The 12,983-nt window shown below is 64.6% G+C and carries 11 protein-coding genes; 6 read left to right on the top strand and 5 right to left on the bottom strand.

The genetic code is table 11. The features are described 5' to 3' along the window. Positions 1–119: 119 nt before the first annotated feature. The 3 genes from QW881_RS14685 to QW881_RS14695 all read left to right on the top strand — a co-directional run bounded on the left by QW881_RS14685 (position 120) and on the right by QW881_RS14695 (position 4,113). Positions 120–2,381: a DUF2235 domain-containing protein gene (locus QW881_RS14685; RefSeq protein ID WP_316158507.1), complete on the top strand. Its 2,262-nt coding sequence runs from the start codon at positions 120–122 to the stop codon at positions 2,379–2,381. Between the two features lie 335 nt (positions 2,382–2,716). Beyond that, positions 2,717–2,989, top strand: coding sequence for a hypothetical protein (locus QW881_RS14690; protein ID WP_315717640.1), 273 nt, complete (start codon positions 2,717–2,719; stop codon positions 2,987–2,989). 233 nt (positions 2,990–3,222) lie between these two features. Beyond that, the gene (locus tag QW881_RS14695; protein ID WP_315739622.1) at positions 3,223–4,113 is read left to right on the top strand and encodes a cation diffusion facilitator family transporter; all 891 of its coding nucleotides are present in this window, start codon (positions 3,223–3,225) and stop codon (positions 4,111–4,113) included. Between the two features lie 138 nt (positions 4,114–4,251). On the opposite strand, the gene QW881_RS14700 is transcribed toward QW881_RS14695, so the two are convergent. Continuing rightward, positions 4,252–4,491: a hypothetical protein gene (locus QW881_RS14700; RefSeq protein WP_315739621.1), complete on the bottom strand. Its 240-nt coding sequence runs from the start codon at positions 4,489–4,491 to the stop codon at positions 4,252–4,254. 535 nt (positions 4,492–5,026) lie between these two features. Here QW881_RS14700 and QW881_RS14705 point away from each other — a divergent pair. Further along, positions 5,027–5,566, top strand: coding sequence for a TRAP transporter small permease subunit (locus tag QW881_RS14705; protein ID WP_315739620.1), 540 nt, complete (start codon positions 5,027–5,029; stop codon positions 5,564–5,566). Next, positions 5,563–7,164, top strand: coding sequence for a TRAP transporter large permease subunit (locus QW881_RS14710; RefSeq protein WP_315739619.1), 1,602 nt, complete (start codon positions 5,563–5,565; stop codon positions 7,162–7,164). The genes QW881_RS14705 and QW881_RS14710 overlap by 4 nt, the downstream gene beginning before the upstream one ends. Before the next feature lie 189 nt (positions 7,165–7,353). Here the strand turns inward: QW881_RS14710 and QW881_RS14715 are convergent, their stop codons facing one another. The 4 genes from QW881_RS14715 to QW881_RS14730 all read right to left on the bottom strand — a co-directional run bounded on the left by QW881_RS14715 (position 7,354) and on the right by QW881_RS14730 (position 11,606). After that, positions 7,354–8,442: an ABC transporter substrate-binding protein gene (locus tag QW881_RS14715; RefSeq protein WP_315758965.1), complete on the bottom strand. Its 1,089-nt coding sequence runs from the start codon at positions 8,440–8,442 to the stop codon at positions 7,354–7,356. Positions 8,443–8,624: 182 nt separating this feature from the next. Continuing rightward, on the bottom strand, positions 8,625–9,761 hold the full coding sequence (locus tag QW881_RS14720) for a TRAP transporter substrate-binding protein (protein WP_409997703.1): 1,137 nt from the start codon (positions 9,759–9,761) through the stop codon (positions 8,625–8,627). Between the two features lie 134 nt (positions 9,762–9,895). Further along, complete coding sequence (locus QW881_RS14725) at positions 9,896–11,026, bottom strand: Mrp/NBP35 family ATP-binding protein (protein ID WP_316158508.1); 1,131 nt, start codon at positions 11,024–11,026, stop codon at positions 9,896–9,898. 133 nt (positions 11,027–11,159) lie between these two features. Beyond that, positions 11,160–11,606: a VOC family protein gene (locus QW881_RS14730; RefSeq protein WP_315776914.1), complete on the bottom strand. Its 447-nt coding sequence runs from the start codon at positions 11,604–11,606 to the stop codon at positions 11,160–11,162. 261 nt (positions 11,607–11,867) lie between these two features. Between QW881_RS14730 and QW881_RS14735 the strand changes: the two genes are divergently transcribed. Continuing rightward, positions 11,868–12,737: an NAD(P)-dependent oxidoreductase gene (locus QW881_RS14735; protein ID WP_315739612.1), complete on the top strand. Its 870-nt coding sequence runs from the start codon at positions 11,868–11,870 to the stop codon at positions 12,735–12,737. Positions 12,738–12,983: the final 246 nt, after the last annotated feature.

Genomic DNA, 12,983 nt, shown 5'->3' on the forward strand with positions numbered 1-12,983 from the left:
CGGCGCACCCGAGCCCCCCGCCACGCAGCAGAAGGCGCCATACCATCTCAGGTTGATTTCTCCCCCGCGCGGTTTACGCTTCCGCTCCTCGGCTCTGAATGTCGAGCGGGGTCCTTTGCATGGCGAGTCCCAAGATCATCATCCTGTCCGACGGGACAGGCAACGCCGCCTCGAGCGTGTGGCGAACCAACGTCTGGCGCATATTCCAGGCGCTCGACCTGCAGGGCAATGCCCAGGCGGCCAAGTATGATGACGGCGTCGGCACATCGTCGTTCGTTCCGCTCGCCCTGCTCGGCGGCGCGTTCGGCTTCGGCCTCAAGCGCAACATCCTGGATGCCTATAAGTTCGTCTGCCGCAACTACGACCACGCGGACGGCTCGAAGATCTATTTGTTCGGCTTCAGCCGCGGCGCCTTCACCGTCCGGGTGCTCGCCGCGCTGATGCTCGATCAGGGGCTGATCGTTGCCGACACCGAGGCTGAGCTGCACGACGGCGCCGTGAAGGCCTATCGCGCCTATCGCGCCAAGGGATACCATTCGATCTGGCTGATCGAGGTGCCGCTCCGCTGGCTTCGCGATCATGTGCTGGTGCCGGTGATCGACCGCATCATGGGCCGCAAATCGCTCGACCTCATCGTGCGAAAAAGCCTCCCGGCGATCGAGTTCATCGGGCTGTGGGATACCGTCGCGGCCTATGGGCTACCGATCGACGAGATGACGCGGGGCATCTCCAACTGGGTGTGGCCGCTCGAGCTTCCCAACCGCGTGCTCAGCCCGCGGGTGACATGCGCGCGCCACGCGCTCGCGCTCGACGACGAGAGGACGACCTTCCATCCGGTGCTCTGGACCGAGGCGGGTGAGACCAAGCCGCAGGATGCCAAAACGATCGATGACGAAAGACTGGTGCAGGTCTGGTTCGTCGGCATGCACGCCAATGTCGGCGGTGGCTATCCGGACGATTCCCTCTCCTACGTCCCCCTGACCTGGCTCGTGGACGAGGCCGTCAAACGCGGCTTGGTCTTCAAGACCGCGCCCGAGGCCGATCCGGATGCGATCAAGTCGATCGTCACGTCACAGGACAAGGACGGCCGACTCTACAACTCGCGCTCCGGGCTCGGCTCCTATTATCGATACGGCCCGCGCAAGGTGTCGGAGCTGTGCAACGACCCGGCGGCGGGCGTCCAGGTGTCGATGCCGAAGATTCACGAAAGCGTCTTCGACCGCATCGACAGCGGCTGCAATGCCTATGCGCCCATCGGCTTGCCGGACAACTACGTCATCGTCCGCTACGACGGCACGCTGGCGCCTCTCGGGCCGACCACGTTCGAAACGCCGGCCGGAGCGGCCGCCCGGTTCGCGGCCCAGGAAAAGCTGTGGAATCTGGTGTGGTTCAGACGTCTCGCTTATTTCGCGACGCTGGCGGCCTCCCTCCACCTCGCGGCCTTCTGGCTGTTCCACGACCTCGATCGCACGCACGAATACGACTCGCGCATCAGGATGGTCTCCGAGGCGGTCCGGCTGGTCGAATCGTTCCTGCCGACATCGCTGCACTGGTGGACGGACTGGTATGCCGCCAATCCCGAATGGTTCGCCGGCGGGATCATCATCCTCGTCGCGCTGACTGCGGCCGGGACATTCCTCAGCGACCGCATCAGCGACCTGATGCGCGTGATCTGGCGCGAACGAGCAGCGCCCCCGATGCTGTCCGGCCCGATGCATCAAGCCATCTACGCCCTCCGGACCAATCGCGCCTATCAGTTCGCCATCAGGAACGGCAAGCGGCATGTCGGCCCGTTGCTGCTCGCGCTCGGCACCGTCTGGCTCGCGGCCACGCTGATCAGCCATGTCCTGTTCAACGCCGCGGACTCGATGGGCGCCTTCTGCCATGGCACCCCTGCCCACGAGCTCGTCGCGGTCGACAAAGGCATTCCGCAGGATGCCAGGGATTTCTCGACCGATGCGGTTTGCGCTCCCACCGGGTTGAGAGTCCGTCCCGGCTTCTCCTACGAGATCGTCGTCACCATGACCGACCCGTGGGAGGACGCCGGGCATCCGGTCACGCCCGCCGGCTATCGCACCTCGACGGTCCGGGGCTACGCCCGCGGGACGTTCTACGCAGGCATCCTGCTGCGCCGCGTTCTCTTCCGGCCCTGGTATCGGCTGATCGCCAGGGTCGGCGAGACGGGAGTCGACGAATATTTCCTCGACCCCGTTCCCGCCCCCAACACCACGCCTCAGGCCTACAAGGCGAGGTTCAAGGCCGAGCGCGGCGGTGAGCTGTTCCTCTATGTCAACGACGCCGTGATCGGGCTGCCCTGGGTGTACGATGCATTCTATCCGAACAATACCGGCAAGGCGAAGGTGACCGTCAGGCTGCTCTGAATCGCTACCGCCGCCAGTGCGCCGGCTCGTCGATATCGCGACGTCCGTCGATGCACGGACGAGGTCGTGATCGATGTTCGCCTGCCAACCGCGGCGCGACGCGCTTGGGACACTGGCAAGCGCGCCACGGCGGGCGTGCGCGCGTGTCGCTGGATCCTGACGGGATCTCGCGTCCATCGCTGCCGACACTGCATCGCATCACACAGGCTGCGCGTGGCGTACCGGAACCCCGACCAGCCGGCCGAGTTGCAAAGGCGGAGCATCGAACGATGAGGCAGAAAACTCCTCATCGAATCCCGCTCCCCTTTTGGCTGTTCTTGGAAAGAGAGGCGACAATGAAAGCACCCCTTCTTCTTGCCGGCGCAGTGATCATCGGATCGGTCGCGCCAGTGCTCGCGGACGAATACTACATCGTGCAGGGACCGAGCCATCGCTGCACCATCACCACCACTCGCCCCGCCGACCGCGAGGTCGTCACGCAGATCGGACCGATGGCGTTCACCAGCCGCGTGGAAGCCGAGGACCGCATCCGCCAGACCAAGGTCTGCGAGGACGAAGGCACGGTCGGCAGCTCCACCAGCACCACCACGGTCATCAAAGAGAAGTAGTCGGCGGCGTCATTGCTATCGGCGCTTGCCGCGACAAGGCCGCGTCCATGTCCGTGGGCGCGGCCGTTCTGTTTTCCACAGATCATATTGCGCTCGCGGCAACGCCGCGCCCGGCGCATTCGCAACGGCGATGAACCGAGGATATCAGCTTTTCCGATAGCGAGCGGCCGGCAGCGGAGGTTGCGTTCCGCCGCAGCGTTGAGTACCCCAGCGCGGGATCGGATCAGGACATCATGGCCTCGCAATCGCTCAAGCTCGCCATCGGCAGCCTCGTGGTCGGAACGATCGTGCTCGGCCTGAAGTATCTTGCCTATTGGATCACCGGCTCGGTCGCGCTGTACTCGGACGCCCTCGAGAGCATCGTCAACGTCGTCACCGCCGCCGTCGCGCTCGTCGCGGTGCGCATCGCAGCCAAGCCCGCCGACGCCAACCATCCGTTCGGCCACCACAAGGTGGAGTATTTCAGCGCGGTGATCGAGGGCGTCATGATCGTCGTGGCGGCGCTGCTCATCATCCATGAGGCTTACGGGAATTTCTTCAATCCGCGGCCGTTTTCGGCGCCCGTCGAAGGGCTCGCCGTGAATGGGCTGGCGAGCGCGATCAATGCGGTCTGGTGCTGGCTGTTGATCACGCGAGGAAAGCGGCTGCGGTCGCCGGCGCTGGTGGCCGACGGACGCCATCTGCTGACGGACGTCGTGTCCTCGGGCGGCGTCGTGGTCGGCCTCGGCCTCGCGGTGATGTTGCAGCTGCCGATCCTCGATCCGGCGCTGGCCGTGCTGGTCGCCGTGAACATCCTGTGGTCGGGATGGCAGGTGCTGAAGGAATCCACCAGCGGGCTGATGGATGAAGCGGTCCCGGACGCCACGCTGGCGCGCATTCGCCTGATCATCAGTCAGCATGCCGGCGGCGCGCTGGAGGCGCATGATGTCCGGACCCGCCATGCCGGCAAGCTGACCTTCATCGAGTTCCACCTCGTGGTGCCCGGCGAGATGTCGGTCAACCAGGCGCACGAAATCTGCGACCGGATCGAGGCCGCCTTGCGCGAGCACGACGAGCACAGCTGGATCACCATCCACGTCGAACCAGAGAACAAGGCCAAGCATTCCGGCGTGGTGGTGCTGTAGCGCCGCACATCAGGCGGCGCGGCCGGTTTTTTTGATTTTTGAAGAGGCTCGCCGCGTCGGGTCAGGCCCCTGGCATCCCCAGATGCCTGCGGGTTCGACGGTGTCGGAGTGCCCGCCGCCAGCGGTCACGAAGCCATTTCACTTCTCCTGGAGCGCGTACTGCTTCGACAGATGGTCTCCAATCTGGACCAACATGGCGACGCATTCGGGATAGCCGGGCCTGCCGATCGTCTCCTGATCGGCACTGGCGCGAAACTCCCAGGAATTTCCGTCCCGCACGACCGCGATGAGAATGCCCTCGGCGTACTCGGTATGAGCCTTCAGCTCGGCCACCGCCATTGCGATCAGTTCGGCTTCGGTCTTGCTCGGCTTGCTCATCCGGTTGGTCCCTGCATCAAACGTCCACGACGACGCTTTTTATCCAGCTTGTGGCCCCACGCCAACATTCCCTTGCCGGGGATCAGACGCCTCGCCGGATCACCACACCACATTCTGATCCCGCGCTCCGTCCCAGACAGCCCACGCGACCATCCTCCACGGCCGCCCCCATCGGAGCGATGGACGGCCGGCAGCGAACTGCCCGCTCTTTCGGCAGGCCGGACGCCGCCCCCCGAACCCGGGTTTAGCCAGCGCCGCCAGACTGTTGCCGGCGCGTCAATGTGTCCATTTTCCGATTGACGGCAGGACGGCGCGCTGAAATGGTGCCCCCGCTTTCAGGCCCAGCGCGGCCGATGGGCGCTCGCCCTTCATACAAGCGCCGAACAAGAGCTGAAGGCATCGAGGGGGAGGACGTTTCGTTGGATTCGCTTCAAGCGCGCCGTCATGACGACATGCACGTTCTGCGTGATCGCGAAGCCGTGCCTCCTGAGAGCTCAGGCGCGCTCGTCTGACAGCGCCCGCAGCGGAGACAATGATGCGCCCCTTGTTGGCAATCAGTAACGCCATCGATCAGCTCAACGAAAAGATCGGTTACGTCTGCAATATCATGGTGCTGCTGGCCTGCCTGGTCAGCGCGATCAACGCCATGATCCGCTACGCCTTCAGCTACTCGTCGAACGGCTGGCTGGAATTGCAGTGGTACATGTTCGCGCTGCTGGTCATGTTCGGCGCCTCCTACACCTTCCGGCGCAACGAGCATGTTCGGGTGGAGCTGCTCTATCTCTATCTGTCCGAGCGCGGCCAGCTCTGGCTCGATCTGATCGGCACGCTGTTCTTCCTGATCCCGACCTGCCTGCTGCTGGCCTACCTGTCCTGGCCGTTCTTCATGCAGTCCTATTCGGTCAACGAGATGTCGGCCAATGCCGGCGGCCTGCTTCGCTGGCCGGTGAAGTTCGCCATCCCCGCGGGCTTCGTGATGCTGGCGCTGCAGGGCCTCTCCGAGGTGATCAAGCGCGCCGCCGCGCTGCGCGGTGAAGTGACGATCGACGCCAAATACGAGAGGCCGACGCAATGATTACGCTGGAGATGATGCCGCCGCTGATGTTCGGCGGCCTGGTCCTGGCGATGCTGATCGGCTTCCCGGTGGCGTTCACGCTCGCCGCCGTCGGCCTGTCGTTCGGCTTCCTCGCCATCGACTTAGGGTTCTTCGACCTCAACTTCCTGCAGGCGATTCCGGGCCGCATCTTCGGCAGCGTGCTCGCCAACGACCTGCTGCTCGCGATCCCGTTCTTTACCTTCATGGGTGCGATCCTGGAGAGATGCGGGCTCGCCGAGGACATGCTGGATTCGATGGGCCAGCTGTTCGGGCCGATCCGCGGCGGCCTCGGCTATTCCGTCATCATCGTCGGCTTCATCCTCGGCGCCATCACCGGGACGGTGGCGGCACAGGTGATCGCGATGGCGATGATCTCGATGCCCGTGATGATGCGCTACGGCTACAACATGCGCTACATCACCGGCGTGCTCGCGGCGTCCGGCACCATCACCCAGCTGGTGCCGCCGTCGCTGGTGCTGATCGTGCTGGCCGACCAGCTCGGCAAGTCGGTCGGCGACATGTATCTCGGCGCCTGGGGCCCCTCGATCTTCCAGGTCGTGCTGTTCGCCGGCTACACCTTCGTGCTCGGCCTGGTCAAGCCGGGCCACCTGCCGCCGGTGCCGAAGGAGGCGCGTACGCTGACCGGCTGGGCGCTGTGGAAGAAGTGCCTGATGGGCATCATTCCCTCGGCGGTGCTGATCTTCGTCGTGCTCGGCACCATGATGATGGGCCTGGCCACGCCGACGGAAGCCGGCGCCATGGGCGCGGTCGGCGCGATCGTGCTGGCGGTGATCCACCACAAGGAGTTCACCAAGAGCGATCGCAGCATCCTGATCGTCGGCGTCGTCGCCGCCGGCATCGGCACCATCATCGCGATGCTGTTCACCGAGAACCTCGCGTTCAAGCTGTCTTTCGCGGTCACCTATCTCGCGGTTGCCTGGCTCTGCATCCGCGCCGTCGCCCTCCCCGACCTGCGCGACCTGATCAAGCAGGGCTACGAGACAACCATGCGCATCACCTGCATGGTCACTTTCATCCTGATCGGCTCGACCTGCTTCTCGGTGGTGTTCCAGGGCGTCTCCGGCGGCGAATGGCTGGAGCACCTGCTCACCTCCCTGCCCGGCGGCGTCTGGGGCTTCCTGATCTTCATCAACGTCTTCATCTTCTTCCTGGCCTTCTTCCTCGACTTCTTCGAGATCGCCTTCATCATCCTGCCGATGATCGCACCGATCGCGCAGAAGATCCTGGCGCCGGTGGTCGGCCCGGAGGCCGCCCTGATCTGGTTCGGCGTCATGCTGTGCGTGAACATGCAGACCTCGTTCCTGCATCCGCCGTTCGGCTTCGCGCTGTTCTACCTGCGCGGCGTCGCGCCGAAGGAAGTGAAGAGCTCCGACATCTATTGGGGCGCGATGCCATGGATCGGCCTGCAGGCGATCATGGTGCTGCTCGTAATCGCGTTCCCGGTCACGGTGACCGGCCTGCTCGACAAGCCGGTCCAGGTCGACCTCGACAAGGTCAAGATCGAGGTGCCGCAGATCGATCTGCCGCCGCTGGATTTCGGCGCGCCGAAGCAGTAGACGGCGGCTCCGACCGAATGAAGAAAGCCCCGGAAGCTCCGCTTCCGGGGTTTTTGTTTGGGGCCGCCTCTTTTGTTTGGGACCGTCTCTATCAGCGCGTCATTGCGAGGCGCCCTTGCGCCGAAGCAATCCAGGGGCACGCGCGCAGCCCTGGATTGCCTCGCTGCGCTCGCAACGACGGAATCTCGCTCAGCTCTGCGACCGCCGGGCCATGAAGTTGTCGTAGCCGACCTCGGCGACCTGGAACCAGGAATAGCCCGCACCCGAATAGGCCGTGAGCGAGTCCAGCGCCTTCTTGAAGTTTGGATTGCCGGCGGCGACCTCGGCATGCAGCTCCTTGGCGGCCTTGAACGAGGCTTCCATGACCGGGGCCGGGAACGGATGCAGCTTGGCGCCGCCGGCGATCAGCTTGCGCAGCGCCAGCGGGTTGGCGGAATCGTACTTGGCCATCATCCAGTTGTTGGAGTAGTGGCCGGCCTGCTCGAGCAGCTTCTGATAGTGCTTGGGCAGCGCGTTCCACTTGTCGAGGTTGATCATGGCGAGCAGCATCGGCCCGCCCTCCCACCAGCCGGGGAAGTAGTAGTGCGGCGCGACCTTGTAGAGGCCGAGCTTCTCGTCGTCATAGGGACCGACCCATTCGGCGGCGTCGATCGTGCCCTTCTCCAGCGCCGGATAGATGTCGCCGCCGGCGATCTGCTGCGGCACCGCGCCGAGCTTCTGCAGCACCCGCCCGGCAAAACCGCCGATGCGGAATTTCATGCCGTTGAGATCGTCGACGGAGTTGACCTCCTTGCGGAACCAACCGCCCATCTGGCAGCCGGTGTTGCCGGCCAGCAGCGAGGTGACGTTGTAGCTCTTGTAGAACTCGTTGAGGATCTCCTTGCCCCCGCCCATCAGGTACCAGGCCTGGTTGATGCGCATGTTCGGGCCGAACGGCACCGACGAGCCGAAGGTGAAGGTCGGGTCCTTGCCGAAATAATAGTAGGACGCGGTGTGGCCCATCTCGACGGTGCCGTTCTGCACGGCGTCGAGCACCTGCAGGCCGGGCACGATCTCGCCGGCGGCGAAGGTCTGGATCTGGAATTTGTTGTCGGTGGCCTCACCAATCATCTTGGCCATGATCTCGGCGCCGCCATGCAGCGTGTCGAGCGATTTCGGCCAGCTCGTGGTCATGCGCCATTTGATCTCGGGCATCGATTGCGCGATCGCGGGCGATGCGATCGCGGCGGCGCCTGCAGCGCCGAGCCCGGTGACCTTGATGAAGTCTCTCCGCTTCATGCTCTTTCCTCCCTTGTGGTGATTGTGTTCGTTTCCTGGGCAGCCTTCTTGCGAGGCTTAGTTCCAGTGTGGATCAAAGTGCGTCGGAGTGCCATTGCAAAACGATGTCGCAATGCAACGCAAAAGCCCGGCCTCTTGCGAGGCCGGGCTCAATGTCTATCCGCCGATCGAAATGCTGAAGATCAGCCGCGGGTGCGCGAGCGGATCATGAAGCTGTCGTAGGTGTATTCGGCGACCTGCCACCACAGATATTCGTCCGAGCGGTAGGCCTGCATGGCATCGATCGACTTCTTGAAGTCGGGATTCTTGGCCGAGATCTCGCCCCAAAGCTCGTTGGTCGCCTTGAGACAGGCTTCGAGCACCTCGTTCGTGAAAGGACGCAACTGGGTGCCGCCGGCGACCAGGCGCTTCAGCGCCGACGGGTTCTGCATGTCGTAGCGCGCCGCCATCCAAGTGTTCGCGGCCATGGTCGCGTTGGTCAGGATCGCCTGGTAGCTCTTGGGTAGCGAATTCCACTTGTCCAGGTTGGTGTAGGCATGGACGGTCGGACCGCCTTCCCACCAACCCGGATAGTAGTAGTACTTGGCCACCTTCTGGAAGCCGAGCTTCTCGTCGTCATAGGGGCCGACCCACTCGGCCGCGTCGATGGTGCCCTTCTCCAGCGCCGGGTAGATGTCGCCACCGGCGAGCTGCTGCGGCACGACGCCGAGCTTCTGCAGCACCTGGCCGGCGATGCCGCCGATGCGGAATTTCAGGCCCGAGAGGTCGGCGGCGGTCTTGATCTCCTTGCGGAACCAACCGCCCATCTGGGTGCCGGTGTTGCCGCAGGGAAAGCCGATCACGCCGAACTTCTTGTAGAACTCGTTGGCGAGCTCGTTGCCGCCGCCCTGATACAGCCAGGAGTTCTGCTGCCGGGCATTGAGGCCGAACGGCACCGAAGCGAAGATCGCGAAGGTCGGGTCCTTGCCGACGTAGTAATACGACACCGTGTGGCACATCTCGACGGTGCCGTTGGCGGTCGCGTCCAGCGCCTGCAGGCCGGGAACGATTTCGCCGGCCGCGAACACCTGGATCTGGAACTTGTTGTCGGTCATTTCGGCGACGTACTTGGCCAGCTCGGTGGCGCCGCCATAGATCGTGTCGAGCGACTTCGGGAAGCTCGAGGTCAACCGCCACTTGATCTCGGGCGACGACTGCGCGATCGCCGGCGAGGCGATGGCCCCCGTCGCCGCGGCACCGGCGGCCGAAACCTTCAGAAAATCACGACGCTTCATATTAGGGCATCTCCTTGTTGGGGGCGTTTCCCGTTGAAAAAGCATTTATCCGCCGATGCGATTGGCCGCACACGGTCGAAGGCGATCCGGGCCGGGCTTTAGCACGGAACCGGTTAAGCGAAAACGCGACGTTGGAATGACAAACGGTCCAATAGTCGCACGCGCTTCGCTGCAGTGCATCAAGCAGCGGCGATGGCGTCCTTGAGCTGATCCCGCACCGACGCGGCGATGCTCCGGTAGATCGCCGCGTGCGGACCGTTCGGCTCGCTCTCGACCAACGGGTTGCCGGCGTCCGACGTCGAGCGGATGTCCATGTGCAACGGGATCTCGCCGAGGAACGGCACGCCGAGCCGCTCGGCCTCGTGGCGCGCGCCGCCATGACCGAAGATGTCGGACCGGGTGCCGCATTGCGGGCACTGGAAGTAGCTCATGTTCTCGATGATGCCGAGCACGGGCACGTTGACCTTGCGGAACATCGCAAGCCCGCGGCGGGCGTCGATCAGCGACAGGTCCTGCGGCGTCGACACGATCACGGCGCCCTTCAGCGGCACATTCTGCGCCAGAGTCAGCTGGGCATCGCCGGTGCCCGGCGGCATGTCGACGACGAGCACGTCGAGCGTACCCCAGGCGACGTCGCGCAGCATCTGGTTGATGGCCGACATCACCATCGGGCCGCGCCAGATCATCGGGCTGTCCTCGTCGACGAGAAAGCCGATCGACATGATCGACAGGCCGAACCGCGACAGCGGAATCATCTTCTTGTCGTCGGTGAGCTTGGGCTTTTCCTGCAGGCCGGTCAGCCGCGGCACCGAGGGGCCGTAGATGTCGGCGTCGAGCAGCCCGACCTTGAGGCCGAGGTCGCGCAGGCCCAGCGCGAGATTGATCGCGGTGGTCGACTTGCCGACACCGCCCTTTCCGGAGGCGACGGCGATGACCGCCGCGATGCCCGGGATCGGAGCCTGCCGGGACATCGGCGAGTCGACCGGATGCTGGTGCTGATGCGGACGATGCGCCGCGACCGGCTGCACGCCGCCCTGCCGCGGCGGCGGGGCGGCAGCGCCCGCCTTGCGCTCGGCGGTCAGCGCGATCATCGCCATGGTCACGCCGGGAATGGCGCGCACGGCGGCTTCGGCTTGCGCGCGGGTGTCTTCCCAGGCGCGGGCCTCGCTGGCCTCGACATTGATCGAGAAGAACACCTTGCCGTCATTGGCGGTGATCGGCGACAGCACGCCGGCGTCCGGCAGCGCCACGCCGCGTGGCGAGCGGACCCGCTTGAGTGCCTCGATAACCTGCTGCTGCGTCACGCTCACGGCGCGTCTCCTGAAGAAGTTCAGAACGCGCCACATCGTCGCGCCCTATCCTGTTGACCGGACATGATCTTCCGTCGTCCGCGACGGGACCGCCCCCGGCCCTGCGTTGCGCTGCTTCATAAGGCCGGCCGGCTCAAAACGCCACCTTGGTTCCGATGTCGCCGGCGGTCTCCACCGGCGCGTCGTCGGCCTGCTCCTTGGCCGCCTCGTAATTGAGCTCGATCGTCACGCCGTTGGGGTCGCGCACGAAGATCTGCCACAGCTCGCCGCCGGGCACCTGGCGGGCATCGAACGGCATGCCCTTGGCGGCGAGCCGGGCCTTCATGCCGGCGAAGCCGCGGCTGACGAAGGCGACGTGGTGGACGACGCCGGAATCCGGCTTCTGTGCCTCGGATGTCGGCGAGATGTCGACGAGGTGCACCACCGGCCGGCCCTCGCTGTACATCCAGGCGCCAGGGAATGCGAAATTCGGCCGGGCGCCGTTCTCGAGCCCGAGCACGTCCTCGTAGAAGCGCACGGTCTCGGCGAGGTTGCGGGTCCGGATGTTGAAATGATCGAGCACGCCGACGCTGACGCCCATGCGAGACACTCCCTGGCTGATTCGTTGGTTGACTGGATTTCGTTGCCGGATGACGACTTTGCAAGCCGTCATGATGATGCCTCTTTAGCACGGGCGGACGTTTTCGCATCCGTCACGAAGCCGTTGCCCCTGTTTCGCAAGCGGCTATGGTGCGGCGTCCAGCGCCGCCGCCGGAACCCGGCCGGCCGCTGATGTTTTCCGTCAAGAATGGCCCGGCCCTCTCAAGGCTGTCGGCAGAACCCCAAGGTCAAGGTAGCTCATATGGCTAAAGTCGCTTTCATCGGTCTCGGCGTCATGGGTTTCCCCATGGCAGGACATCTCGTGAAGAAGGGCGGTCACGAGGTCACGGTCTACAACCGTACCGCGGCCAAGGCGAAGGAATGGGCTGACAAGTTCGGCGGCAAAACCGCCGCGACGCCGAAGCAGGCCGCCGAGGGCCAGGACTTCGTGATGTGCTGCGTCGGCAACGACAACGATCTGCGCGCGGTGACCATCGGCCCGGACGGCGCTTTCGCCGGCATGACCAAGGGCGCAACCTTCGTTGACCACACCACGGCCTCGGCTGAAGTGGCACGTGAGCTCGATGCCGCAGCCACCAAGGCCGGCTTCAAATTCATCGACGCGCCGGTGTCCGGCGGCCAGGCCGGCGCGGAGAACGGCGTGCTGACGGTGATGTGCGGCGGCACCGCGGACGCCTATGCGGGCGCCGAGCCGGTAATCGCGGCCTATGCCCGGATGTGCAAGCTGCTGGGACCGGCGGGCTCCGGCCAGCTGACCAAGATGGTCAACCAGATCTGCATCGCCGGCCTCGTGCAGGGCCTGTCCGAGGGCATCCATTTCGCGAAGAAGTCGGGCTTGGACGTGCCCGCCGTGATCGAGACCATCTCCAAGGGCGCCGCCCAGTCCTGGCAGATGGAGAACCGCTACAAGACCATGAACGACGGCAAATACGACTTTGGTTTTGCGGTGGAATGGATGCGCAAGGACCTGTCGATCTGCCTCAGCGAAGCGCGCCGCAACGGCGCCCATCTGCCGGTGACCGCGCTGGTCGACCAGTTCTATTCCGAGGTCGAGAAGCTCGGCGGCAAGCGCTGGGACACGTCGAGCCTGCTGGCCCGCCTGGAGAAGTAATCCGCGATCGCGATCCGATGAACGTGCCGCCGCGCGCTTCGAGCGGCGGCACGTTTATTTCTGCCCCGTGACGACCAACTGGCTCGTCACCGCCGTCGGCCGGGACCTCGCGCGCCCTGTCTGACCCGTATCAGCCGGCGCCATTGCGCACCCTCCGACTCGCTGATACCCGTTGCAATCGCCAATCGTTCGCATGTGTTGCCGAACAGAGACAGGCTTGACCAGAAGAGAAGATATGTAATGTTA

It is taken from the genome of Bradyrhizobium sp. SZCCHNS3016, assembly GCF_032484535.1.
GTDB lineage: Bacteria > Pseudomonadota > Alphaproteobacteria > Rhizobiales > Xanthobacteraceae > Bradyrhizobium.